This is a genomic window from Marinobacterium maritimum, from assembly GCF_039523155.1.
Classification (GTDB): domain Bacteria; phylum Pseudomonadota; class Gammaproteobacteria; order Pseudomonadales; family Balneatricaceae; genus Marinobacterium; species Marinobacterium maritimum.
This window is the reverse complement of the sequence record NZ_BAAAET010000003.1, coordinates 507,622-532,702: the sequence shown is the minus strand read 5'-3', so window position 1 is coordinate 532,702 and position 25,081 is coordinate 507,622. Positions and strand designations below refer to the sequence as shown.

General features: G+C 59.0%; 23 protein-coding genes. 10 read left to right on the top strand and 13 right to left on the bottom strand.

The genetic code is table 11. The features are described from left to right. Positions 1–3: 3 nt before the first annotated feature. On the bottom strand, positions 4–528 hold the full coding sequence (locus ABD013_RS13500; protein ID WP_343806779.1) for a gamma carbonic anhydrase family protein: 525 nt from the start codon (positions 526–528) through the stop codon (positions 4–6). A gap of 90 nt (positions 529–618) precedes the next feature. Continuing rightward, positions 619–2,307: a thiamine pyrophosphate-dependent enzyme gene (locus ABD013_RS13495; protein ID WP_343806776.1), complete on the bottom strand. Its 1,689-nt coding sequence runs from the start codon at positions 2,305–2,307 to the stop codon at positions 619–621. 803 nt (positions 2,308–3,110) lie between these two features. On the opposite strand from ABD013_RS13495, the gene ABD013_RS13490 reads away from it, so the two are divergent. Beyond that, positions 3,111–3,548: a DUF1810 domain-containing protein gene (locus ABD013_RS13490; RefSeq protein ID WP_343806773.1), complete on the top strand. Its 438-nt coding sequence runs from the start codon at positions 3,111–3,113 to the stop codon at positions 3,546–3,548. Positions 3,549–3,591: 43 nt separating this feature from the next. Here ABD013_RS13490 and ABD013_RS13485 read toward each other — a convergent pair whose 3' ends face one another. From ABD013_RS13485 to ABD013_RS13460, 6 genes are all read right to left on the bottom strand, one after another. Next, positions 3,592–4,425: an aldo/keto reductase gene (locus ABD013_RS13485; RefSeq protein ID WP_343806770.1), complete on the bottom strand. Its 834-nt coding sequence runs from the start codon at positions 4,423–4,425 to the stop codon at positions 3,592–3,594. Positions 4,426–4,518: 93 nt separating this feature from the next. Continuing rightward, entirely contained in the window at positions 4,519–5,280 is a 762-nt protein-coding gene (locus ABD013_RS13480; RefSeq protein ID WP_343806767.1) for an ABC transporter permease, read from the bottom strand. Next, on the bottom strand, positions 5,277–6,212 hold the full coding sequence (locus tag ABD013_RS13475) for an ABC transporter ATP-binding protein (RefSeq protein WP_343806764.1): 936 nt from the start codon (positions 6,210–6,212) through the stop codon (positions 5,277–5,279). The genes ABD013_RS13480 and ABD013_RS13475 overlap by 4 nt, the downstream gene beginning before the upstream one ends. A 193-nt stretch (positions 6,213–6,405) precedes the next feature. Continuing rightward, the gene (locus tag ABD013_RS13470; protein ID WP_343806761.1) at positions 6,406–7,068 is read right to left on the bottom strand and encodes an anthranilate synthase component II; all 663 of its coding nucleotides are present in this window, start codon (positions 7,066–7,068) and stop codon (positions 6,406–6,408) included. After that, the gene (locus ABD013_RS13465) at positions 7,065–8,456 is read right to left on the bottom strand and encodes an anthranilate synthase component I family protein (RefSeq protein WP_343806758.1); all 1,392 of its coding nucleotides are present in this window, start codon (positions 8,454–8,456) and stop codon (positions 7,065–7,067) included. The genes ABD013_RS13470 and ABD013_RS13465 overlap by 4 nt, the downstream gene beginning before the upstream one ends. Next, complete coding sequence (locus tag ABD013_RS13460; RefSeq protein ID WP_343806755.1) at positions 8,453–8,707, bottom strand: Trp family transcriptional regulator; 255 nt, start codon at positions 8,705–8,707, stop codon at positions 8,453–8,455. Before ABD013_RS13460 ends, ABD013_RS13465 begins: the two co-directional genes overlap by 4 nt. Before the next feature lie 414 nt (positions 8,708–9,121). Here ABD013_RS13460 and ABD013_RS13455 point away from each other — a divergent pair, with 414 nt between their 5' ends. From ABD013_RS13455 to ABD013_RS13435, 5 genes are all read left to right on the top strand, one after another. Further along, positions 9,122–9,892 carry a hypothetical protein gene (locus ABD013_RS13455; RefSeq protein WP_343806752.1) on the top strand — a complete coding sequence of 257 codons (771 nt, stop codon included), beginning with the start codon at positions 9,122–9,124 and terminating at the stop codon, positions 9,890–9,892. Position 9,893: 1 nt separating this feature from the next. Continuing rightward, positions 9,894–10,358, top strand: coding sequence for a hypothetical protein (locus tag ABD013_RS13450; RefSeq protein WP_343806749.1), 465 nt, complete (start codon positions 9,894–9,896; stop codon positions 10,356–10,358). Positions 10,359–10,529: 171 nt separating this feature from the next. Beyond that, positions 10,530–11,180: a peroxiredoxin gene (locus tag ABD013_RS13445; RefSeq protein WP_343806747.1), complete on the top strand. Its 651-nt coding sequence runs from the start codon at positions 10,530–10,532 to the stop codon at positions 11,178–11,180. A gap of 180 nt (positions 11,181–11,360) precedes the next feature. Continuing rightward, positions 11,361–12,161, top strand: coding sequence for a DUF5602 domain-containing protein (locus ABD013_RS13440; protein WP_343806744.1), 801 nt, complete (start codon positions 11,361–11,363; stop codon positions 12,159–12,161). A gap of 203 nt (positions 12,162–12,364) precedes the next feature. Further along, positions 12,365–13,423: a sensor domain-containing diguanylate cyclase gene (locus tag ABD013_RS13435; RefSeq protein ID WP_343806741.1), complete on the top strand. Its 1,059-nt coding sequence runs from the start codon at positions 12,365–12,367 to the stop codon at positions 13,421–13,423. Here the strand turns inward: ABD013_RS13435 and ABD013_RS13430 are convergent, their stop codons facing one another. Continuing rightward, positions 13,424–14,227: an AraC family transcriptional regulator gene (locus ABD013_RS13430; RefSeq protein ID WP_343806738.1), complete on the bottom strand. Its 804-nt coding sequence runs from the start codon at positions 14,225–14,227 to the stop codon at positions 13,424–13,426. 239 nt (positions 14,228–14,466) lie between these two features. Between ABD013_RS13430 and ABD013_RS13425 the strand changes: the two genes are divergently transcribed. Continuing rightward, complete coding sequence (locus tag ABD013_RS13425; RefSeq protein ID WP_343806735.1) at positions 14,467–15,852, top strand: SLC13 family permease; 1,386 nt, start codon at positions 14,467–14,469, stop codon at positions 15,850–15,852. On the opposite strand, the gene ABD013_RS13420 is transcribed toward ABD013_RS13425, so the two are convergent. Then, on the bottom strand, positions 15,849–16,502 hold the full coding sequence (locus ABD013_RS13420; protein ID WP_343806732.1) for an LON peptidase substrate-binding domain-containing protein: 654 nt from the start codon (positions 16,500–16,502) through the stop codon (positions 15,849–15,851). The genes ABD013_RS13425 and ABD013_RS13420 overlap by 4 nt on opposite strands. 135 nt (positions 16,503–16,637) lie before the next feature. On the opposite strand from ABD013_RS13420, the gene grxB reads away from it, so the two are divergent. Together grxB and ABD013_RS13410 are read left to right on the top strand one after the other, a co-directional pair. Next, entirely contained in the window at positions 16,638–17,294 is a 657-nt protein-coding gene (grxB, locus tag ABD013_RS13415; protein WP_343806729.1) for a glutaredoxin 2, read from the top strand. A gap of 10 nt (positions 17,295–17,304) precedes the next feature. Continuing rightward, positions 17,305–17,760, top strand: a complete 456-nt coding sequence (locus ABD013_RS13410; protein WP_343806727.1) for a c-type cytochrome — start codon at positions 17,305–17,307, stop codon at positions 17,758–17,760. A gap of 88 nt (positions 17,761–17,848) precedes the next feature. On the opposite strand, the gene ABD013_RS13405 is transcribed toward ABD013_RS13410, so the two are convergent. From ABD013_RS13405 to ABD013_RS13395, 3 genes are all read right to left on the bottom strand, one after another. Beyond that, positions 17,849–20,023, bottom strand: a complete 2,175-nt coding sequence (locus ABD013_RS13405; RefSeq protein ID WP_343806724.1) for a malate synthase G — start codon at positions 20,021–20,023, stop codon at positions 17,849–17,851. 284 nt (positions 20,024–20,307) lie between these two features. Beyond that, positions 20,308–20,667 (bottom strand): DUF4870 family protein, encoded by a 360-nt coding sequence (locus ABD013_RS13400; RefSeq protein ID WP_343806721.1) that lies wholly within the window; start codon positions 20,665–20,667, stop codon positions 20,308–20,310. A gap of 31 nt (positions 20,668–20,698) precedes the next feature. Then, the gene (locus tag ABD013_RS13395; RefSeq protein WP_343806718.1) at positions 20,699–23,920 is read right to left on the bottom strand and encodes a mechanosensitive ion channel domain-containing protein; all 3,222 of its coding nucleotides are present in this window, start codon (positions 23,918–23,920) and stop codon (positions 20,699–20,701) included. 72 nt (positions 23,921–23,992) lie between these two features. Here ABD013_RS13395 and ABD013_RS13390 point away from each other — a divergent pair, with 72 nt between their 5' ends. Next, on the top strand, positions 23,993–25,009 hold the full coding sequence (locus ABD013_RS13390; protein WP_343806715.1) for an alpha/beta hydrolase: 1,017 nt from the start codon (positions 23,993–23,995) through the stop codon (positions 25,007–25,009). The last annotated feature ends 72 nt before the right edge of the window (positions 25,010–25,081 follow it).

Sequence of the window (25,081 nt, the reverse complement as noted above, 5' to 3'; positions counted from 1 at the left end):
ACCTCAGTCGATCCGTTTCAGCTTGGTGGCAAAGGAGCGGGACTTGCTGACATAGGACTGGGTGCCGGCACTCATCATCTTGAGTGCGTCCTCGCTCAGTTCCCGTACCACGCGTGCCGGGCTGCCCATAATCAGCGAGTTGTCCGGGAACTCCTTGCCCTCGGTGACCAGGGCGCCAGCGCCGACCAGGCAGTTCTTGCCGATTTTGGCGCCGTTCAGGACCACGGCCTGAATACCGATCAGCGAGTTGTCACCGATGGTGCAGCCGTGCAGCATGACCTGGTGACCGATGGTGACATTGGCCCCGATCTGAAGCTCTATCCCCGGATCGGTATGCAGCACGGCGCCGTCCTGCACATTGCTGTTGCGGCCGATATGGATCAGGTCGTTGTCGGCGCGCAGTACGGCCTGGGGCCAGATACTGGCGCCGGCCTCCAGCTTGACCTGTCCGATCAGGGTGGCCTGTTCGTGTACGTAGGCTTCGTTATCCACATCGGGACGCTGCCCGTCATATTCGTAAATCGCCATGATGGTCTCTTGTTATTGAATGATGAGTGGCATGACCGTTGCGCAAACGAACGTCTGCCAACGGTCATGCCTGTCATCTTAACCACGCATTCAGATGGCTTCCAGCGGTCCCTGCGGATGGATAAAGGGCCAGGGCGAGCCTTCCAGGCCGCGCTCGGACTGGATCTCGATCAGGCAGGGCTGGTCCAGCTCGATACATTTGGCCAGCAATGGTTTCAGTGCCTGGGGGCTGCTGACCCGGTAGCCGCGTACGCCGAAGCTTTCCGCCAGCTGCACGAAATCCGGTGTTTTCAGCTCGGAGCCGCTGAAGCGGCTACCGAATCCCATCTGCTGGTCGCGGCGAACATTGCCGTAGGAATGGTTGTTGACGACGATGCTGACCAGCCCGATATTGAACTCGGCGGCAGTCATCAGCTCCTGCAGGCCAAACATGAAACCGCCATCGCCGCTGACGGAGACCACCGCCTTGTCCGGGTTGGCCACCTTCACGCCCAGGGCGGTCGGGAAGCCGAAGCCCAGAGTGCCCTGGTAGCCACCCTCCACGTAGGTGCGTGGCTGGTACACCGGCAGGCCGCCGACCCAGGTGGTGAAGCCCATCTGCGAAAGTTCCGGTACGTAGAAGCCGTCACGGGGCAGTACCTGACGAATGACGTCGAGATAGGCCATCTGCGGCTGCACGTCTTGCAGCGCATTCCAGGCCACGGCCTTGGCACGGGCGATCTCGTCCAGCCGGTCCGGATTCGGTTTGGCTTTGGTGATCAGCAGATCGTAGAGCACACGGCAAACCTGAGCCGAGTCGCCGACAATGCCCAGGTCTGGCGCGAAGACCTCCATCTGCGCCGGATCGATATCGATGCGGATCAGCTGGGGGCCGCTGCTGGGCTTGCGCTCGTACTGCATGTAGTTGCCCCAGCGCAGGTAGGGCATCTCCAGTCGTGAACCGATGCCGATCAGCAGGTCGCAGTCGTCCCACAGCTGGCGCGCCGCCACTGCAGACAGGCCCAGCAGATGATCCTCCGATACCACGCCACGGCCGCTGCGGAAGGCGGTGACCGGCGCATTGAGCAGCTCGGCCAGCGCGGTGACCTCTTCGGACGCATGCAGGGCGCCGGCGCCGCACATGATCATCGGTTTGCGTGCCTTGGCGATCATCTCAACGGCTGACTTGAGTGAGTCCGGGCTGATCTCGGGCATCGGCTCTGCTGCCGGCACAGGTGCGGGCGAGGCGAACTCGGCTTCGGCCGCCATGGTGTCCCAACACATCTCCACCGTCACTGGACCGGGTCGACCGGTGCGCACGGTTTCGTAGGCCCGATTCATCACGGCGGCCGTGTCTTCGGCCCGGTCGATGCTGAAGGCGTCCTTGATGATCGATCTCAGCGTGCCGGCCTGATCCTTGAGTTCATGCAGGTGGCCACGTCCCTGGCCGACAAAGGGTGCCGGCACCTGACCTGTGAGGCCGACCACCGGGCTGCAGTTGCCCATGGCGGTGCACAGCGCGGCGGTGGTGTTGAGAATGCCGGGGCCAGGTACGACGGCGAAGGTGCCGGTCTTGCCGGTGGACTTGGCGTAGCCCATCGCCATGTAGGCGGCGCTCTGTTCATGGCGCGGCACGATCAGGTCGAGATTGTGCTTGTAGATGCCGTCGAACAGGGGGTAGATCTGTGCCCCCGGAATGCCGAATACGGTGTCGACGCCGTTGGCGATGGCGGATTCGATCATGGCTTCGCCGGCGGTCATTTTTTTCTTGGCGGTGTTGTTCGTGCTGCCTGGTTTCATGGCTGTTTGCTTCATGACGCAGAAAACTCTTTTTAGGTAACGAATAAAAACCTGGTGTGAGTTGTCTGGCCGTCTGTACCCGCGGTGGCTTGCAGCCACGGGTACAGCGCCGAGCCGTGGCTCGGTCGGTGCTTTCCGTCAGTACTACGCCTGGATATCCATTCGTTGTTGTGCGTTCAGACAGCAGGTCGCATTTAGCCACGCACAACAGATGCCTGAGTATTCAGGACAGCAGGTGTTGGGGCGATGCTCAGTACACGCAGACGCGTGCAAGGGCCTTAAAATGCCGTAACAACGAAAATGGAAATGTGGAAAAGCTCGGCCAGATCAGATCTGTCCGATGAAACGGGGAGGGGGAATGGCGATGCCGCGAATGCTGCGCGACCAGTGTTGGCCGATCGAGAGACGCCATTGATGTTTATGCATGGAGCGGTTGAGCATGTCCTGCAGCCGTAATTATTTTTCAGTCACATTAGCCGGTTCGGCCGGATTAATCCAGTGTCAGCTTGCCGGCCGCCGTTGAGCAGCGAGCAACACCCGTACTGCCCATGCTTACACCGGGTGCTGCTCCAGCCATGTTTGCAGTGTCTGCAGCATGGTTTCCATACTGTCGCGTCCGGTCACTGAGCAGGAAACCCAGGCCACTGGCATTATGAGGGTCCGGCACAGGCTTTATCGCCTCATGTGTTGCAGGCCTATCCCGACTGCGATGTTCGGCGGATGAAGTAACGACTCTTTCGGGTTGATCCGTGTTGCCGTGGGGCAGGCTACACTGATGTTGAATGACCTTGAGGACGCGCGCCATGGGTACTGACCCCTTCGACCTGAACCGTTTTGTCACCGCCCAGCAGGGCGTGTATCCACAGGCATTGGCCGAGCTCAAGGCAGGACGCAAGCGTACGCACTGGATCTGGTACATCCTGCCTCAGCTACAGGCGTTGGGGCACAGTGGTATGGCGCAGCTGTACGGCATTACCGGACTGGAGGAAGCTCGCGCCTATCTGGTTCATCCGGTCTTGGGACCAAGACTGCGCAAGTGCTGTGAGGCACTGCTGGCGAATGAGGGACTCAGTGCCCACCAGATCCTGGGCTCACCGGACGATCTCAAGCTGAGATCCTGTGCCACTCTGTTTGCCCGCGTGGATGTGCCGGATTCGGTGTTCGAGAGGGTACTGGACAAGTACTACGACGGTGAGCCTGATCCACTGACCGTCGAGTATCTTGAGCGCCGCGACGACTGATCCTGACGGTTGCCTGCAGAGCGTTCCTTCTCGGCCCGGAATGTCAGTGTCCGAACGTATCGGCGTCGAGCATATCCGGGTCGTCCCGGCCCAGCCGGTTCAGTGACGCCATCTCTTCATCGCTGAGGACGAAATCAAAGACACTCAGGTTTGCGGCCATCCGTTCAGGGTTGGCTGACTTGGGTGCCGTTGCAAAGCCCTGCTGCACGGCCCAGCGCAGCACGACCTGTGCCGGTGTACGCTGATGCTGCTCGGCGATAGTGGTGATTACCGGGTCGGTCAGCATGGCATTGCCGCAGCCGAGCGGACGCCAGGACTGGGTGACGATGTTGTTGTCCCGGTGCAGAGCGATCAGGTCATCGCGGCGGTGGTAGGGATCCAGCTGGATCTGGTTCAGATGCGGGGTCAGTCCCAGGTCGAGCAGACGCTGCAGGTGAGCAGGCTTGAAGTTGGAAGTACCGATGGCGCGCACCAGTCCAGCGTCCAGCAGGTTCAGCAGGCCCAGATAAGCCTCGACGAAGCGGTCCTGATCCGGGTTGGGCCAATGGATCAGCAGCAGGTCGATATAGTCCAGCCCCAGACGTTCCAGGCTCGCCTGACACGCCTCGCGGGCACCGTCGAAGCTGTGCCACTTGCGGTTGAACTTGGTGGTCACGAATACCTGATCGCGTGGTATCGAAGCGTTTCTGATCCCCAGGCCTACGCCGCGCTCATTGTCGTAGTTCTCGGCGGTATCGATCATCCGATAGCCCAGTTCCAGAGCGGTGGTGACGGCTTCGGCGGCTTCGGTATCGTTCATCGGCCAGGTGCCAAGTCCAAGCTGGGGCATCTCGACCCCGTTGGCCAGCGTCAGGGTAGGGGCGGTTTTAACGCTCATCGGCAACTCTCCAGTGTCATACAGGGTTGGTTAGACCCGGATGTTACTACCCTTGCGGGCCGTGATACTATCCGGGCAATGCACATCTGGCCCTCAGGGCTTGATGCGATATCCGCTGCGGAAGATCCACCAGACCACACCCAGGCAGATCAGCAGGAACATCAGGGTCATGCCCAGGCTCATCCCCATGTGGACATCCGACACGCCGTAGAACGCCCAGCGGAAGCCGTTGATCAGGTAGACCACCGGGTTGAACAGGGTCAGGGTATGCCAGGGCTCCGGCAGCATGTTGATCGAGTAGAAGGCGCCGCCGAGGAAGGTCAGTGGCGTGATCACCATCAGCGGGATCACCTGCAGCTGCTGGAAGTCGTTGGCCCAGACCCCGATGATGAACCCGAACAGGCTGAAGGTCAGTGCGGTGAGCAGCAGGAAGGCCAGCATCCAGAATGGATGGGCGATACTGTAATCCACAAAAAGCCGTGCAGTGAGCAGTATTAATACGCCAATAATCAATGACTTGGTGGCGGCCGCTCCCACATATCCGGCGATGATCTCGAACGGCGAAACGGGCGCGGAGAGCACCTCGTAGATGGTGCCGGAGAACTTCGGAAAGAAGATGCCGAAGGAGGCGTTTGAGATGCTCTCGCTGAGCAGTGACAGCATCAGCAGGCCGGGAATGATGAAGGCGCCGTAGCTGACGCCGTCGATCTCGCCCATGCGCGAACCGATCGCCGTACCGAACACGATGAAATAGAGCGAAGTGGACAGCACCGGGGAGATGATGCTCTGCATCAGTGTGCGCCGGGTGCGATTCATCTCGAAGGTGTAGATTGCGCGGATGCCGTTGAGGTTCATTGTGGTTCCTCCGGGCTGTGGACCAGGCTGACGAAGATTTCCTCCAGGGAACTCTGCTGAGACTGCAGATCCTTGAGGGCGATGCCCTGCTCGCTGAGGCCGCTCAACAACTCGGCGATACCGCTGGTTTCCTGGTGGGCGTCGAATGTGTAGGTGAGCTGGCTGCCGTCTTCACTCAGGTACAGGTTGTACTGGCTCAGCGAGGGGGGCAGGGCCGGCAGCGGTGTTTGCAGCAGCAGGTGCAGCTGTTTCTGACCCAGTTGCTGCATCAGCGTTGCCTTCTCTTCGACCAGAATCAGCTCGCCCTTGTTAATGACCCCGATGCGGTCGGCCATCTCTTCCGCTTCCTCGATGTAATGGGTGGTCAGAATCACGGTTACGCCGTTGTCGCGCAGGCCTCGCACCATCTCCCACATGTCCCGGCGCAGCTCCACATCGACACCGGCGGTGGGCTCATCGAGAAACAGTATGCGTGGCTCATGGGACAGCGCCTTGGCGATCATGACGCGGCGTTTCATGCCGCCGGACAGGGCCAGCATCTTGGAATGGCGCTTGTCCCACAGCGACAGCTGGCGCAATACCTTTTCGATGTAGGCCGGGTTGGCGGGCTTGCCGAACAGGCCGCGGCTGAACGATACCGTATCCCAGACGCTTTCGAAGGCATCGGTGGTCAGCTCCTGGGGCACCAGGCCGATCAGGCTGCGTGCCTGGCGGTAGTCGCCGACGATATCGACGCCGTCTGCCAGCACCCGGCCCGAGCTGGCGTTGACGATGCCGCAGATGATGCTGATCAGCGTGGTCTTGCCCGCGCCGTTGGGGCCGAGCAGGGCAAAGATTTCGCCGCGCCGGATCTCCAGATCGATCGACTTAAGCGCGTTGAATCCCGAGGCATAGGTCTTGCTGACCCCCTCGATTTTGATGATCGGTTGCACGGGCACTCCTTGTCGTTTGGCGGCTACAGCAGGGGAGAGTAACAGGAGATGAGTGTAGCGCGTTATCAGGTGAGGGCGCGATGCTGAGGGGGAGAGCGGTGATGAAGGGGCCTGGTTCAGGAAATTTTCTGGACGTTCAGAACCACCCGCTGGCGAAGGCTGAGGCCAGCGGGGGGATCGGCAGATACGTGAATCAGGCCTGGAACAGGAAGTTGGCGATCAGTTCCTTGCCGCCTTCGGTGGCAAAGGATTCCGGGTGGAACTGGATGCCGTGGATCGGGTGCTCGCGGTGGCGCACACCCATGATCTCGAACTCGCCGCCCTGGTGGATACTGGCGTGATCGGTGAAGCTCGCGACCGGCAGATCACCAACCACTGCGGTTACGTCCAGGCACTCCGGCAGGCTTTCCGGCTCGGCCATCAGCGAGTGGTAGCGCATGATCTCCAGCTGGTCCGGCGTATTGGCGAACACGCCTTCGGCGGTGTGGCTGATCGGGCTGATCTTGCCGTGCATCGGCAGCGGTGCCTTGACCACCTTGCCACCAAATACATGGACGATGCCCTGCATACCCAGGCAGACGCCCAGCAGCGGAATCTGAGGCCCCAGTTCACGGATCACTTCGGCGCAGACGCCGAAGTATTCCGGGTCTTCGGGGGAGCCCGGTCCTGGTGAAATGATGATGCGGTCCGGTGCAGCCTCGCGAACGTCCGCCAGCGTCACCTCGTCGTTGCGCTTGACGACGATCTCGAAGCTGTCGAGGCGGCCCTGATGCTGCTCGGTGCTCAGGATCTCGCCGATGAACTGGTAGAGGTTATAGGTGAAGGAATCGTAGTTGTCGATGATGTAGACCTTCATGCCTGTCCCTCCGCGGTGAACTGGTCCAGAACCTTCTTGGTACCGGCAAACTTGCGCCGGATCTCTTCGTACTCGTCCTCCGGATTGGAGTCGTAGACGTTACCGCCGCAGGTCTGCACATAGGCGTTCTCGCCGTTGGCGAACACGGTGCGGATCGGGATGGCGAAGGTGCAGTCACCGTTGAACGAGAAGTGACCCACGGCGCCGCCGTAGGGACCGCGACCGTCCGATTCCAGATCGTCGATGATTTTCATCGCCTCGATCTTGGGCGCGCCGGTCAGGGTTCCGGCGGGGAAGTTGCTGGCCAGCGCGGAGAACATGTCGTGATCTTCGGAGATAATGCCGACGATCTCGCTGGAGATGTGTTGTACGTGGCTGAACCGCTTGATATCCATCAGGCTGCGTACCTTGACGGTGCCGAAGCGGGCGACGTGGCCGATGTCGTTGCGGTGCAGGTCGACAATCATGTTGTGCTCTGCGATCTCCTTGGGATCGTTGAGCAGGGCGCGTGCGAACTGGGTATCTTCCACCTCGTTGGCGCCACGCTTGGTGGTACCGGCCAGCGGGAAGGTCTCCATCTCGCCCTGGCGCAGGCGGAACAGCAGCTCCGGGCTGGCGCCGATCAGCTTCTGTTCGCCGAATTTGACGTAGTACATCTGCGGTGAGGGATTCACCTCACGCAGCTGCTCGTAGAGGTTGATGCTGTCGCCTTCCAGGCGGAAGCGCTTCTTGAAGCCCACTTCGCACTGGAAGATCTTGCCGTCGATGATGTCCTGTTTCACCTTCATCACCGCCGCCGCGTGCTCATCCTGAGTCATGGTTTCGCCCATCGGGGTCACGGTCAGCGGGCCGTTTTCCACCGCGGGTTCGGCCAGGATCTGCTCGATCATCTCCAGACGGCTGTCATCGTAGTGGAAATAGATCACCTCGCCGGTCATCTTGTCGAGGATCAGACCATCCTTGAACACGCCGAAACGGAAGACATCGAACATATCGCTGTGCTGCAGCTTCAGGCTCGGCTCGAAGTAGTTCATGCAGTCGTAGCCGATGTAGCCGGTCAGGCCGCCGGCGTACTTCCGCGAGATGATGTCCTGGGGCACGATTTCGCGCAGCAGGTAATAGGGGTTGTCGCTGGCATAGCTCTGCACTTCACCGTCACGGTCCTGTACGTGCAGCTCGCCCTCGGTGGCCCAGAGAACCTGCTCCGGATCAAAACCGATGATGGAGTGGCGAGAGATAAAGCTCTCCTCGCCCAGCGACTCCAGCATGAAGCAGTTGTCGAAGCGTTTCTCGACCTTCTTGAACAGACCAAAGAAGTCGATGTCCGCCGCCAGAGTGACGTAATGGGGCTTGCGGGGCAGCCTGATGCGGGCCGGTTTCTGGCTCATGGTAGCCTCTGTTGCTGTTTGATCTTGAGGGCTCGTGCCCCACGGGTGACGGTGGCGATGCCGACGCCGAGCTGTTTGGCGATCTCCCGCTGGGGCACACCAGCCTCCAGCATGCGCAGAATCTGCAGCCGGTTGCAGACTTCCGTCAGCTCCGCCGGCGTCAGCAGGTCGCGCAGGGCTTCTTCAAGCGAGTCGCGCTCCTGCATGCCGAGCAGGTGATCGAGCAGCTCATTCAAATGGGTTGTATTCATGTACTAGTACGGTATCACAATGTGGTCTGGGGTCAATCGATAATTGTGAGGTGAGGTTTTCAGTTTCATCGGAAACTGTTCTCATGAAGTTGAGCATTTTGGCTCAGCTACAGGGCCTGTGATGACCATATAATTAGCATGCTCTAATCTTATTAAAACCTGAATGTGCAATTTCGGTACGATGCAGATATTAGCCCCAGCTCAGGCGCCGACTTTGAGCTCAGAGTCAGAGGACAATCGGCCGCTGTGAGAACTGTCGAATGAACCCGGGGACGATAGTGACACGTACAGCCAGACGCTTCAGGCCATTGCTTGCTGACATTGACTACATCAATCAGGCGCGTGAATTGACAGGGCGATCCCGTGTTAGGATTGTCGGCCAAAATCTGACCATCAATGACTCAGGGAAGAGCTATGTCGCAACAGGTGGACTATCTCGCGTTAAGCAAGGGTGCTCGTATGCACCTGAAGCGAACGTCTGACAACAGGTTCTATTTCAGAACTGCAGGACAGCTGAAATGGATTATCTGGGGCGTTATATCATTAGTGTGTTTACTGGGGTCCTTGCTGATGTCAGTAGTGCTTGATGGTCTCGAGCAGGTTATCTACATCGCTACTTCTGTCTTTCTCATGTTTTTTACGGCCCTTGCGTTGGGTGTACGACGGCACCTGGTGTTGGACGCCGCCACCAGGGTGATTCAGCTTGAAAAGTCCTGGTGGGGGCTGGGCAGATCCGTGCAGTCGAGAGGTGCACTGGCAAGCCAGCGCGCGGTGGTCGCGCTTGTAGCTGAACTTTCGGACGGCTGCCTGCTTGAGATTGCTGGTCAAAAATACACCATTGGCAGCCTCGACGAGACGCGTCAGCTGGCCATATTCCTTAACCAGTATTTTGCTGTGTCCGCGTTTGATCGTGTTTCCCAGTGGCCAGAAGAAGTTGAGCTTCAAACCCGGCGGGAAACAGGCTCAATCAACGATGCAGGGCCAGAAGGGGCTGAGCGCGGCGCCCAAGCACTCTTGGTTGGCACGGGAGTGGAGTACGAATCCAGTGCCCCCATGGCGGACATCAAGGCTGAGTACGCTTCTATTTGGGATCAGCGGATCTTGCTTAAATTAGCACTGCCTTTTCCATTCTTTCTTATGTTGGGTTGGGTGCTTAGCCTGCTTGCAAACAAGGGAGGGGCATAATATGGGGGCCTGGAAGTCGTCATCGCCTAATGTCAGTAAGCTTGTTTTGACGCGCAAGGTCTGGATTGTCGCGATTCCGCTCCTTCTTGCTGCACTGCTCATGGTGTACCTGGGCCTTTCCAGTGAGTTCCCAATTATCCTGAGCTGGGCTCTGGTGGCGACGCTGGCCTTGCATGGCTTATGTGTTCGTCACTACCTGTTGGTCGACAAGAACAAAGGAACGTTGACGCATCATCTAAGTAGCCTTTATCCCATTGCTCGTTCAGAGTTGCCGCTGGATAGAGTTGCGGGTTTTTGTGTGACTAAAACGTTTCTCGAAAGACATGGTTTCAGCCTGGTTGTGATGATGGAAGATGGACAACGGGTCATACTGTTGCGCAACAGGGCACTTAGCGAAATGGAACACCATGGCCAGTATCTCGCGAAATTTTGTCAGCGGCCTTTCCAGATGGAAATGAGTCAGTGACGGTTTTAGCCGCGCAGCCTGACACCCCGGAGCCGCGATGGCGACAATGTAATAAGTCTCTACTATTATCCTGATAGAGACGTTAAATTTCCAAAAGTTATAAGCTTATTTGATTATGTTCTCAGTGGGCCGTGAATGCCCATCAATGGATGACAACCGGAGAAATAACAGATGGCACTTCGTATCAATGACACCGTACCGAACCTTGATTTGAAAACCGATCTGGGTGATTTCAAACTGCATGATTTCATCGGTGACAGCTGGACAATTCTGTTCAGCCACCCGAAAGACTTCACGCCGGTGTGCACCACCGAGTTTGGTGCCGTTGCTCAGCTGGCGGCCGAGTGGGAAAAGCGCGGTACCAAAGTGATCGGCCTGTCGGTAGACGGTGTTGACGAGCATGTTGAATGGAAAGCTGACATCGAGAAGTATTCCGGTGCGCCGGCCCAATTCCCGATCATCGCCGATGATGATCTGGCGGTAGCCAAGGCGCTGGACATGCTGCCGGCCGATGCCTACCTGCCGGATGGTCGCACGGCGGCTGACTCTGCCAGTGTACGTGTCGTCTTCATCTTCAGCCCGGACAAGAAGCTGCAGCTGTCCATGACTTATCCGATGTCGATCGGTCGTAACTTCGCCGAAGTGCTGCGTGCGCTGGATGCACTGCAGGCAACCTACCAGATGCCTATCGCGACGCCGGCAAACTGGGAAGCCGGTGAAGACGTGATCGTGGCGCTGTCGCTGAATGATGAAGATGCAAAGGCCAAGTTTGGCGATATCGATATCAAGCTGCCGTACCTCCGTACCACCAAGCAGCCGTAAGGGCTGATCGACAGCCTGTAATGCCATGGCTCCCTGTCGAAACTTTAGAGCTTCGGCAGGGAGTTTTTTATTGGGCCAGCACGTGGCATAACCCCGGATCCTTGACCAAACTGCTAGGGTTGTTGCGAACGGTCTGCTGCCGTTTCCGCGTTCCTTTGACAGAGTACAAGGGGGTGCCCCATGTCTCTACTGTTTTCCTATTGGCTGAAGCGCCCCCGGTTCGGCCTGTTAACCGTTTTTTTAATAACCCTGTCCGGTTGTGCGATGCAAGCGCAGCAGGATGTTTTGGCTGGAACCTATCTCGGGCCACCGGTGGCTATCGGGCAGGGGCAGGCAGCGACTTTTGTAACCCTGGATGCGCGGGGACAGGCGCAGACACTGGGTATCCGCATGAGTGAGGCCGCTCTTTCCGGGTTGCCGGCAGAGGGGGATCCGCCACACGGGGCGAAGGAATATACCCTTCATCTGCCAACCGAGGCCAAGGGCACGGGATATGACCATGTTACCCTGGACTGGAACCCTCGGGGGCATATCCCGGAAGGGGTCTATGATGTGCCGCACTTCGATTTCCACTTCTACATGGTGGACGAGCACCTGAGAGAGGGGATTACGGCGACTGGTGAGGACTTGGCGATCGCCCACACGGTTCCGCCGGCTAATGAAATGCCCGCCGACTATGTGCTGCCGCCGGGAACCGAAGTGGCCAAAATGGGCGCGCATGCAATCGACCCTTCCAGTGACGAATTCAACCAGAAGCCTTTCACCTATACCTTCATCTACGGCTATTACGATGGCAGGATGATTTTTATGGAGCCGATGGTGTCGCTGGAGTATCTACGCTCCCGGCCTGAGATGTTTGTAAAGGTTAAGCAGCCCGAGGTTTATGTTCAGAAAGTCCATTACCCGACCCGATTCGGCGTGCGTTACTACGCGGGTGAGCAACACTATGAGATTACATTGGAGGGGCTGGTACCCCGATGATGTGGTTTGGCCCGTCTGCTGGACTGCGGTTGGTGTGGGTGACGACTGTCGCCTGTTGCGGGGGTTACAGGGCGATTTACAGGCAGTGGGGCGACCATAAAAGGTGAGTGAGGCGTTTTTTCGAGTTGCCTGGTGACCCCGTATGGACGATGCTTTTATAGCCCCCGACTTCCAGCTTGTTCAGATACGGGTTTCAGATGCCCATGAAAACACTGCAACCAGTCATCACCTACCGGCACAGCAGTCTCGAGGATGCCGACAATACCTTGAACACCATCCTGGACCTGATCGTCGAAGGCACCTGGGACTGGAACAGTAACACCGGGGAAGTATTGCGCAGCCCCGGCTGGTACCGGATGCTGGGCTATGAGGTTGGCACGTTCAAGAAGGATGTCTTCACCTGGGAAAACGTCATCCATCCGGAGGACTATGCCCGCGTCATGCGCAACTTCGAGCTTTACACCGGCGGCCAGATTGATGAGTACTGCATCGAGTATCGCTGCAAAAAGGCTGACGGCAGCTACCTGTGGATTACGGACCGTGCCCTGACGGTGGCGCGTGACCCTGACGGGCATGTCGCGCGAATCGTTGGCGCCCATCAGGATATCCATGCGCGCAAAGTGGCTCAAATGGAGCTGATCGAACAGAACCGGTTGCTCAAGGCGGGCAATGTGACTCTGGAAAAGCGCCTGCGGAAGAAGGCGGAGGAGCTTGAGAAGCGCAATGCCGAGCTGCAGGACAACATTGCCCAGATCGAGCACATCTCCAATACGGATCCGCTGACCGGGATCGCCAACCGAAAGAAGTTCGAAGAGGAACTGAGCAAGGAGAAGTCCCGGGCGGACCGCTATCACCACTCGCTTTCGTTGGCGATATTCGATATTGATCATTTCAAACAGGTCAATGATACCCGCGGACATAAAGCCGGCGATGGCGTACTGCAAAACCTGACCGCCCTGGTAGCTGCCCATATTCGTGACATTGATGTCTTTGCGCGCTGGGGTGGAGAGGAGTTTGTGCTGATTTTTCCTGATGTCCCGCTCGACGGGGCGCTCAGCGTAGCAAACAAGTTGCGGCAGCTGGTCAGTGAACAGGAAATGATCCCGGGGCTGAGGCTTACCTGCAGCTTTGGCGTGACCGAATATCAGCAGGGTGACAGCATCGAGCAGTTGTTTGCGCGCATCGATAATGCCTTGTATATGGCCAAGAATTCAGGCCGAAACCGTGTCGAGCTGCTCGCCCCGGATCATCACAAGGCCTGATCAAGTCAGTGTCCGAAAATACTGCCCCGGCGATTTGCCCAGTGCCTTCCTGAACATCGCGACAAAGGCGCTGGGGCTGTTGTAGCCCAGTTCCAGCGCCACAGCCATCACCGATTCGCCCCGTCCCAGCCGGTCGACTGCCTCATGCAGCAACAGCTGGCGGCGCCACCGCTGGAAGGTCATCCCTGTCTCTTTGAGAAATAACCGACGCAGCGTGCGTTCGCTGGCACCGACTCGGGCGGCCCAGTCGGCAAGGCTGGTGTCGGCTGCAGGGTGGTCGATCATGCCCTGCATCACGCGCTTGAGGCGTCGGTCATCGGAAACCGGCAGATGCAGTTGCGAAGGTTCCAGAGCCTGAAGCTCGTCAAGGATGACTTCGCAGAGACGGCTGGCAGGACTCTGTGGCGGATAGTCGTCGCCGAAGTCGGCGACGCGCAGGATCAGTTCACGCAGCAGTGGCGACACCTCAACCACGCTGCACTGATCCGGCAAACGGTGCAGGCAGGAAGGATCGACAAACAGGTGACGGATTTCCGAGGTCACTTCCGGGTTCACCGAGTGTTGCATATCACCCGGTATCCATACGGCCTGTGACGGCGGCACAATCCAGCTGCCGCTGTCGGTATAGACCTTGATCACGCCGGAAGAGGCATAGGCGAGCTGACCCCGCGGGTGGCAGTGAAAATCGAATTCGAAGTCGGTCAGGATCAGGTCGTGCAGGCCGAGGATCGGCAACGCCGGATCCAGTCTCAGGCCCAGTTTTGAACGGAAGCGCTTGCGTGCAGGGATGGAGGGCGCGGCCATGATGTCCGGTATTCAACATTGATTGTCATTTTGTCGACTTAAACCTTAACCGGCCTTTGGCAGAATAACCAGCGGGGCCCACAAAAAACCGTAGCGAGCGATTTAGAGGCAAGGCGCACGGAGCGCAGGAACCGCAATGTATTAGTTATACATGAGGATTCCGAGCACCGCGCAACGCAGCCTATGAAGCGCGCAGCAGGTTTTAGAGGTGTCCCAGTATCCAGTTATTCGGGGGTATTATGACGATTCCACTGAAACGCTCGCAGCTCGTTGCGCTGATGTTGATTCCGCTGCTGTCGTCGCTGCTGTTGTTCACGCCAGCAGCGGAGCTGTTTACCGGCAAGCAGCAGTTGTCGGCACTGCTGATCATGGCGGGTATGGTGCTCTTTGCTACCGGTGCGCTGCCGGAGTTCGTCAGTGCGCTGGTGGTGCTGGTGCTGGCGATGCTGCTCTCGCTGGCGCCGGCCGAGGTGGTGTTCTCCGGACTGACCTCGACCGCCTGCTGGCTGATCTTCTCTGGACTGGTGATTGGTATCGCCATCGCCGAGACCGGGCTGGCGCAACGTGTCTCCAACCGTTTTAGCCGCTATCTGGACAGCAGTTATGCCCGCCTGATCACCGGTATCGTACTTATGGGGGTGCTGCTGGGCTTTGTCATGCCCTCGTCAGTGGGACGAGTGGTGCTGTTCATTCCCATTGCACTGGCGATTGCCGAACATTGCGGCTTTGCCAAGGGCAGCAATGGCCAGCATGGGGTGGTGCTGGCGGCGGCGTTTGGCTGTCACCTGCCCACCTTTGCCATCCTGCCGGCCAATATCCCGAACATGATCATGATCGGCTCGGCCGAAAGCATTCATGGCTGGACGCCGATGTTTGCCGAGTACCTGTTGCTGCACTTCCCGGTACTGGGGGCGCTCAAGGCGGTGTTGTTGATTCTGATCATTCTGAAACTCTATCCGGACACCCCGCAGCGGGCTACGCCGATCAGCCGCAATGGCGGTTTCAGCTTCAGAGAAAGTCGCCTGATGCTGATCATGCTGACGACGCTGGGGTTCTGGCTGACCGATTCCGTGCATCATATTTCGGCGGCCTGGATTGGGCTGGCGGCCGCAACCCTGCTGCTGTTGCCGGGGGTGGGCATGGTGTCACCGAAGAGTTTCAACGAGAAGGTTAATATCAGCTCGATACTGGTGGTGGCGGGCCTGCTCGGCATTGCCAGCCTGATCAACTACAGCCAGGTCAGCCAAGTGGTGGGCGAGCGGGTTCTGAACTGGTTGCCGCTGGAGCCGGGCCGCGATGCGGTCAATTTCTTCTCGCTGTCGCTGGCGGCGATGCTGATCGGGGTGGTCGCGACTCTGGCCGGCGTACCGGCCACGCTGACGCCGCTGGCGGAGCAGATCAGCCAGATGACCGGTTTCAGTCTGGAAGCGGTGTTGATGACGCAGGTGTTCGGCTTCTCCACCGTGGTGTTCACCTACCAGTCGGTGCCGCTGATGATGGCGATGCCGCTGGCGGGGGTATCCATCGGTCATGCGGCAAGACTGTGCCTGATTCTGGCCGTGCTGACGGTAGTGGTGCTGTTGCCGCTGGATTATCTCTGGTGGCAGGCGCTGGGATGGATCTAGTTGACCGTATTCAGCAGGTCCAGCGTGTGCTGCAGTCGCTGATGGGCCGAGTCCATCTCCAGCAGTGACTGCAGAATCTCCGGATCGAAACGGATAACGCCAAACAGTGCCATGCTGAACTCGCCGTCCGATCGGGCCTGCCATTCAGGGGACTCTACCATCTGACTAATCGTCTGCTGGGCGGCTTGATCCGGGTGTGACAGTGCCTGCAGCCGATGGAGGATCTTGTCCCGCAGCAGGGCGTTGTCATGCTGTTCTTCGTTGGTGGGCTCGCGATCTGGAAAAGGGCTGCAGTCATATATCTGATAGGGCAGCAGTTGGATCTCCCGCTCACGTCGGTAGCGCTGTTCAATATGAACCCTGAGTACCATGCGGCCGTCATCCAGGCTGTCCACCAGTTCGCAGCGACCGGCACTGAACACATCGTAGGGTTGATAGGTCGCCTGATTGGAGCTGAGCGCTTCTTCAAGGCTTTCAGGGTGTTTGCCCGGGCTGATCTCCTTGCGGGTGTGGCAGATCGCCACCGGCATGCCGGTGTCCAGGCAGTGGTGAATCATCTCCCGGTAACGGGGCTCGAACACGTGCAGCGGGAACACTGTGCCCGGAAAGGTGACGCAGCCGGGAATCGGAAAAATGCAGATTTCAGCCAAGACACTGCTCCATTCAGGTTGAGGCACTCGCGCGAAGGGGGGGGCAGTGCGACGTCATGAGGTGACAGCACAGGCATTGGCTTCACCGAGTGATGCTGTCAGGATAGCGCTTTTTGTTGCTGCGCGGAGGTTTCTGTGTCCCGACTGTATATCTACGATCACTGTCCTTTCTGCGTCCGTGTCCAGCTGGTGGCCCACTACAAGCGGGTATCCGACCTGGAACAGGTGGTGCTGCTCAATGACGATGAGGAAAGCTGCCGTCGCCTGATCGGCAAGAAAATGGTGCCGATTTTTGAACATCAGGGAGTGGCGATCGGCGAGAGTATGGATATCGCCAGATTGCTGGATGATTTGGGAGAACCGGATCGGAAGATCCGCCCGCTGCAGTTGAGCGAGGCGATCCAGCCGTGGCTACAGCCGGTGCAGGCGCACAGCCAGGCGCTGAGCTTCCCGCGTGTCACCCGGATCGGGATGGCAACCTTCGCCACCGAGTCGGCGCGGGAGTATTTTCGTGGCAAGAAGGAAGCGCTGCTGGGCTGCAGTTTCGAGCAGGCGCTGGCCGAGACCGAGGAGCACAAGGCGGTGATCGAACGGGTGCTGAACGAGCTGCCGCCGCTGACGTTACCCTCCGAGCAGGGTAACACCCTGAGCTGGAACGATGTGATGAATTTCCCGCCGCTGCAGTATCTCACGCTGGTTAAGGATTTGGCGTTCCCGCCTCGCCTGAGGCGGTGGCTGCAGGAAGTGGCCGAAATCGGTGGTGTTGAGTTGTATTTCGATCGTGCGATTTGAGGAGACGAGGATGAAGATTCAAGCCATGCTGCTGGGCGCGTTACTGAGCCTGTCTGCCCCTCTTGTCGCCGCTGAAAGTGAAGTGGATGCGGCGATTGAGTACCGCCAGGGCGTCTACCGGGCGATGGAGTGGAACCTGTCCCGAATGGCGGCCATGGTGCAGGGGCGTGTCGCCTTTGATGAGGCTGATTTTGCGCGCCGGGCGGAGCGTATCGCGATGCTGGGGCATATCCTGCCGGAAGGCTTTGTACTGACAAGCCCCCGCGGTGAAGCCGCTAAGACACGGGCGTCCTATCGTATCTGGGAGGCTCGCGACAGGTTTGATGAACTGATGTCCGAGATGCAGGTGCGCAGCCGGGCACTGCAGCAGGCGACTGTCGAGGGGCAGGAGCGGGATGACCTGAGGCCTCTGCTGGGACGTCTGGCGCAGAGCTGTAAGGCCTGTCACGACAAGTTCAGAGACTAGGCCGGTAACAACCGCTCGGTCTTGAACATAAAAGCCCCGCAGGCGTTGGCCCGCGGGGCTTTTGGTTTCAGTCGCTATCCGGTCCGGATCAGCCGGCCAGCTTGGCCTTCAGCTCCAGACGACGACGGTGCAGTACCGGCTCGGTGTAGCCGCTCGGCTGCTCGCAGCCCTTGATGACCAGTTCACAGGCCGCCTGGAAGGCGATGCTGTCATCGAAGTTCGGTGCCATCGGCTGGTAGGAAGCATCACCGGCATTCTGACGGTCCACCACGGCGGCCATGCGCTGAAGCGTTTCCATCACCTGCTCCTCGGTGCAGATGCCGTGGTGCAGCCAGTTGGCGATGTGCTGACTGGAGATACGCAGGGTAGCGCGGTCTTCCATCAGGCCGACATCGTTGATATCCGGCACCTTGGAGCAGCCGACACCCTGGTCGACCCAGCGTACCACGTAGCCGAGGATGCCCTGGGCGTTGTTGTCCAGCTCCTGCTGGATCTCTTCGGCGCTCCAGTTCGGGTTCTGCGCCACCGGGATGGTCAGGATGTCGTCCAGGCTGGCGCGTTCGCGGTTTTTCAGCTCCTGCTGACGGGCAAACACATCCACCTTGTGGTAGTGCAGTGCGTGCAGCGCTGCCGCCGTCGGTGACGGAACCCAGGCGGTGTTGGCGCCGGACAGCGGGTGGCCGATCTTCTGTTCCAGCATGCTGGCCATCAGGTCCGGCATCGCCCACATGCCCTTGCCGATCTGGGCGCGACCGCTGAGGCCACAGGCCAGGCCGGTATCCACGTTCCAGTCTTCGTAGGCCTTGATCCAGGCGGCGCCCTTCATGTCGCCCTTGCGGATCATCGGGCCGGCTTCCATGGAAGTGTGGATCTCGTCACCTGTACGGTCGAGGAAGCCGGTGTTGATGAACACCACGCGCTCCTTGGCGGCACGGATGCACTCTTTCAGGTTAACGGTGGTCCGGCGTTCTTCGTCCATGATGCCCATCTTCATGGTGAAGCGGGGCAGGTCGAGGGCATCTTCAATGCGGCCGAACAGTTCGTTGGCGAAGGTGACCTCTTCCGGACCGTGCATCTTCGGCTTCACGATGTAGGTGGAGCCGGTGGTGGCGTTGCGGAACTTGCCGTTGCCCTGCAAGTCATGCAGCGAGATCAGAGTCGTGACCACGCCATCCATAATGCCTTCGGGGATCTCGTTGCCGTCACGGTCGATGATCGCCGGGTTGGTCATCAGGTGACCCACGTTACGCACGAACATCAGGCTGCGGCCCTTCAGGGTCAGGCTGTCGCCGTTCGGTGCGGTGTATTCGCGGTCCGGGTTCATGCTGCGGATGAAGGTCTGGTCGCCCTTGCTGATCTCTTCAGTCAGGGTGCCCTTCATCAGGCCCAGCCAGTTGCTGTAGGCCAGGACCTTGTCTGCGGCATCTACCGCCGCAACGGAGTCTTCGCAGTCCATGATGGTGGTCAGTGCCGCTTCCATCAGGATGTCCTTGACGCCGGCCGCGTCGGACTTGCCAATCTGGCTGTCACGGTCGATCTGGATCTCGAAATGCAGACCGTTGTGCTTGAGCAGGATGGCGGTCGGGTTGCTGGCACTGCCGGTATAGCCGGCCAGCTGAGACGGGGCTGCCAGGCCGGTTTCGCCACCGTCACGCAGGGCGACGCAGAGCTGACCGTTCTGGATGCTGTAACCGGCAGAGTCCTTGTGGGACGCACCTGCCAGCGGAGCGCTTTCGTCGAGGAAGTCGCGACCGAAGGCGATGACCTTGGCGCCACGGGCCGGGTTGTAGCCCTTGCCTTTCTCGGCGCCGTTTTCTTCGGAGATGGCATCAGTACCATAGAGCGCGTCGTACAGGCTGCCCCAGCGCGCATTGGCCGCGTTCAGTGCATAACGGGCGTTCATCACCGGTACCACAAGCTGAGGACCGGCCATGGTGGCCATTTCCGGATCCACATTCTCGGTGGTAGCTGTGAAGTCTTCACCTTCCGGCAGCAGGTAGCCGATTTCCTGCAGGAAAGACTTGTAGCTGTCGAAGTTGAAGGTGCCGCGGTTATCACGGTGCCAGGCGTCGATCTGTGCCTGAATGGCATCACGCTTTGCCAGCAGCTCACGGTTACGCGGTGCGAGGTCGTGCACGATGCTGTCGAAGCGGTTCCAGAACTGCTCCACGTCGACGCCGGTGCCCGGCAGTGCTTCGTTATTGATGAAATCGTAAAGCTCTTTGGCGACCTGCAGGCCACCGACCTGTACCCGTTGGCTCATCTTCTTGCCTCAATTTTTATGATCGTTGTCCTTCAGATACGGCGAAGAACAACTGGAAATCTGTCCATCAAAGGATTGTGCATTGCGAAAATAGCGCATTTTTTTTCGCCTGTCCCGCGTATGCGCCTAAAGTATGAGAAAGTGGGTCGATGGTGGTGTTTTCGTGAAAGATCGCTGTGTGTTGACAGTTTTTCGTGAATTTTAGGTTGTTTTTTTACAAGCAAAAGGGCCGCTGGGCGGCCCCTTGTGCACGGGTTAAACAGAATCGTCGGCTTGTCGTAATTTTAGAACAACCAGCTGCCTGAGTCGGGCAGCGGCTGGCGCTTGTCCAGGCACTGCAGGCCCTTGATGCAGCGGACGATGTACCAAACCAGCACAAACAGCAGGATCAGGTAGCCTACCAGAATCAGTGAAGTGATCAGGCCAATAAGGCTGTAGAGGACGCCGATCCAGAAGGTACGGATCTGCCAGCGGTAGTGGTCCTTGAGCCAGTTCGGCGCATCACCCTTGTAGATATACGCCATGACGACGCCGATGATACTGGTGATACCGACCACCAGGCCTACCAGGTAGAGGATGTAGACAATCTTGGCGTTACCGGACTCGCCGACAGTTTCCAGCGTCTGGGGTGAGGGTTCGTTCATCAATAGCTCCTTTTGATCAATGTTTGGTCTTTCACGGCTTTGCGCGATGCAGATGGATATCGAGTTGAGGGTAGGCAATCTCGATGTCGTGCTCATTAAACAGCCGGTTGATCGCCTTGTTCAGCTCGTCGGTGACCGGTATCCGGTCCGCCATGTTGCTGACGAAGATACGCAGGTCGATATTCAGGGTGCTGTCGGCAAACTGTCGGAAGTAGGCATCCGGTGCAGGATCATCGAGCACGCGGGCGTTCTCCCTGGCGGCCTGCAGCAGCAGCTGTTCGGCGAGTTCCACATCACTGCCGTAGGCCACGCCCACGGTGATGACGACACGGGTGGTGGCGTCACTGAGCGACCAGTTTATCAGTTGTTCAGTAATAAAGGTCTTGTTGGGGATGATCACTTCCTTGCGGTCCCAGTCGGTAATGGTGGTCGCCCTGATCTGGATGCGCGAGACCGTGCCGGTCACGTTCCCCAGCGTGACGGTGTCACCGATGCGGACCGGTTTCTCGAACAGGATGATCAGGCCGGAGACAAAGTTTGCCACGATCTCCTGCAAACCGAAGCCCAGCCCCACACCCAGGGCTGCCACCAGCCATTGCAGCTTGCTCCACTGTACGCCGAACTGACCGATGGCGATCATCACGCCGAGAAGAATCAGCGAGTACTTGAGCAGGGTGGTGATCGCGTAGCCGGTACCGGGCGACAGGTCCAGGTGGCGCAGGGCGAGCAGCTCCAGCAGGCCCGGCAGGTTTTTGGCCGCCAGCAGGCTGAGCCAGACGATCAGGCCTCCCACCACCAGATCTCGCAGGGTGACATGGGTGAGAATTTCCTGATCGCCGCTCATCACCAGGCTGCTCCAGAGTTGCACACTCTCGAGTACCTGAAGGGTTGGCAGGAAATCACCCAGCGTCAGCCACAGGGAAATGCCCAGCAGCAGGACCACAGCTGTTTTCAGCAGCACGCGGGACTGATCCGAGATGGTCTGCAGGTCGAGGTAGTCTTCTTTCAGCGGAGCGGTATCGTCCTTGTTCTCGCGGGCAGCGATGATCTCGGCGCGTCGGTTGCGGGCACGGCTGAAGGCCAGGCGGCGCTCCTCGATCAGCAGCCAGCGCAGTCCCAGCTTGAACAGAATGAACGCGCCCACACCCTGCAGGATCACCACCAGCAGGATCAGCATGAAGAACAGGGCGGTAAGGGTGTAGCCCCAGAGTCCCAGACCGAACATGACCAGGTTGAACAGGAGCATCAGCCCGATCCACAGGTGGGCGTTGGACCACCAGCGATGATGCTGGGTCAGTTGCTCGAAAGTATGGCTGACGCGCCAGAAGCCCTGCCAGAACAGGATCAGGCTCAGCACCAGCAGCAGGAACAGCACACGGCCGGGGCCGCTCTGCAGTTCGAGCGCATTGTAGCTGTCGGTCAGCAGCAGCAGCGAAAGCAGCGGCAGGGAGACCCAGAACAGCAGGTGCAGTTGTCGGCGTACCACTTTGGCCAGCGGTTTGGGCAGGGCGAAGTGGCCGCACATCAGTCCGTCCGGGATGCGCAGCCAGACCAGCGCCATGCCGTAGAACTGCAGGCTCAGTGCCCAGAGCAGTAACAGTTGACCAAGGATCAGATGATCGGGGTGGTCCGGGTTGAGGCTGTAGTTGCGCAGCAGCAACAACAGGGTTGGTATCGGCAGCGCCGCGATGGCGCCGGCAATAAGTAGCCTCAGGGTGCGTGAGAAGCGGTCGTGAACCACGTTACCCAAGTCTTGACGCCAGCGCTGTCGGTTCCTCTTCTGATAGCGGTAGACGCTGACCGACAGGGCCAGTAACAGCGCGGCGAAACCCAGCAATGAGTTCAGGTGCGCATCCTCGGCCAGCAAGGGTGTCGCGGGCAGTGGTATCAGCTTCTGTTTCAGCATTTCCAGGCCGGCTGCGATCTCGCCGGGCCATTGCCAGGAGACAGGCGGTGAGACCGGCAGCCACAACAGCTGCTGCTCGATCAGGCGCCGGGCCTGTTGCAGGCGTTCGTTGAGCTGTTCCTTGACCGCCAGCAGCTGGGACAGCTCACTGATCAGTTGCTGGCGGCTGTCCTGCAGCCGGTCGCGCAGTGTCTGCTGGTTCTGCAGGAGTTGTTGCTGATAGCTGCGTAACTCCCCGGTCAACGACTCCGCCGCGGCGTCAGGACTGCTGGCCGCCTGGCGCAGGCTGTTGAGCTCCAGGCTGCTCAGGCGCAGGGCATTCAGCGCCTGACGGGTGGTGGCGATATCCACCGGGCGTGACAGTTCCTGAGTGAAACGGCGCAACTCGAAGCTGGCACTGTAGCTTTCCAGCTCAAGTTGCTGCTGAATGGTCTTGAAGCTGCGAGTGATCAGATCCAGTTCACGCTCAAGGCTGGTACGGTGGCTTTGGGCTTCGCTGGTCTGCTCGACCAACTGACGAAGTTGCTCGCTGAGCCGTCGGTTTTGTTGCAGCAATTGTGACAACAGCGGGTGTTCCATGGCGGTCTCGTCAGGAACGGTCAGACTGCTAAGGGTGCTTTCCAGTTCGTCGCGTTGCAGCTGCTCGCGACGGTCCAGCATCGCTTTCAGGGTGAGGCTGGCCTGCTGCAGTTGCAGGCGCAACTGCTCCAGCTGAAGGTTGGCCAGTTCGGTTTGACCGGGCAGGGCCAGCAGTTCCAGTTCAAGGGCTCGGATATGACTGCTGCGGCGTTCCTGCAGGGCGTTCTTGAGTTGCAGGCGAGCATCGTTAAATTCCCGACCGGTCTGTTCCGGTGGCAGAGGCGGCAGCTCCGGCGGTGTCTGTTTCAGTTCGGCCAGCTGCTCGCGCAGGCTCAGCAGCTTCTGATCGTTCAGTTCGACCTGCTGATTCAGCTGTTCCTGCTGCTGTTCCAGCTGCAGCAACGACGCGCGCTTGAGGATGATGGCCTGCTCCAGGTCGGGCTGGCTTAGCTTCGCAAAGCCGGTATCCCGGGCTGGTTCACGGTTCTGGTCGAGCGCCTGCTGCTGCTGGCGCAGCTCCTCGGGCTGGCGTTCGAGCAGCAGCTGCAGTTCGTCAGCGTGGCTTTGGTATTGCTGGCGGCTTTTCAGTGCGTTCAGGGTTTTCTGATACAGCTCCCTGAGGGCGGTCTGATTATCCGTCGCTTCGGTCTGCTGCAGCTGCTGTTCGAGCCGCTGAATGGTGTCTTCCGGGGAAGCAGCTAAAGTTAAAGAGCAGGCCAGCAGCAAGCCAGACAGTAACAGCCAGCGGTGGAGTAATCGTTTTGTCATCAGTCTGTCAATATCAGCACATGGAGAGGAGGCACAATCAGTACCGGCTAATCAGAGCATAGGAGCATCACCGTGAACAGAACAAAAATAATACCGCCGGGTGATCAAGCCGTACCGGGTTTTCACCCCTGTCGACTGCGTGATTCTCTGGATACTTTCATTCCGGGGGAGCAGACCCTGTGCAGCGCCGAGGTTCAGGCATATCTGGCCTACTATGGCCTGGATGCCGTTACGGCCAGGGCACGCTTCAGCATCGGCACCGAACTGGTCGGTGATACGTTGCTGGTGGTGCAGCATTACAGTCGCGCCCATAGCCGGGGCACGGCCGTTGTCGTGCATGGTTATACCGACCATGCCGGCCTGTATCGCCACCTGATTACCCATCTGCTCGATCAGCACTGGGATGTGCTCATCTATGATCTGCCTGGTCATGGTCTGTCATCGGGACAACGCTATGCCATCGACAGCTTTCGTACCTATGCCCGTCAGCTGACCAGCCTACTGCAACGGCATGAACATCAGCTGACGATGCCCTGTGTCGGCATCGGGCAAAGCACTGGCGGGGCTATCCTGTTGCAGGTTGCGTTTGAGCGGCAGCGTGGCGGCCTGTTGTTGCAGGACAGGGTGCTGTTGTCGCCGCTGGTGCGTCCGCGTCATTACAGCCGTATCGAGCTGAGCTACCGCTGGCTGCACTGGTGCCTCAAGCGGGTTAATCGAGAGCACAGCGAGAGCTCCAATGATGCCGAGTTCGTTCATTTCATGCGCCATCATGATCCCATGCAGGGTAATTTCGTCGATGTCGGCTGGGTGGGCGCCATGCTGGAGTGGGTGCATCAGGTGGAGTCTGCTGCACCCGTTCAGGTGCCGGCCCTGATTATTCAGGGGACAGACGATCAAACGCTGGAGTGGGAGCACAATCTGGAGGTGTTGTCGGGGGTGTTGCCGCGAGCCAATATCGAGCGTCTGGTCGCCGCGCGTCACCATCTGGTCAATGAGGCGGAGCCCTGGCGCAGTGAGGTGCTGGATCGGGTCAGTCAGCGGCTCAAGGTGCATTCGCGACCACAAGGGTTGCGCCGGGTGGCCGGTTAGGCTTTCCAGCGCGAGTTCTAACTTGCTAGACTCGGGGTACACAGAGTGAGGCTGACGCCTTGTGTCCATGGA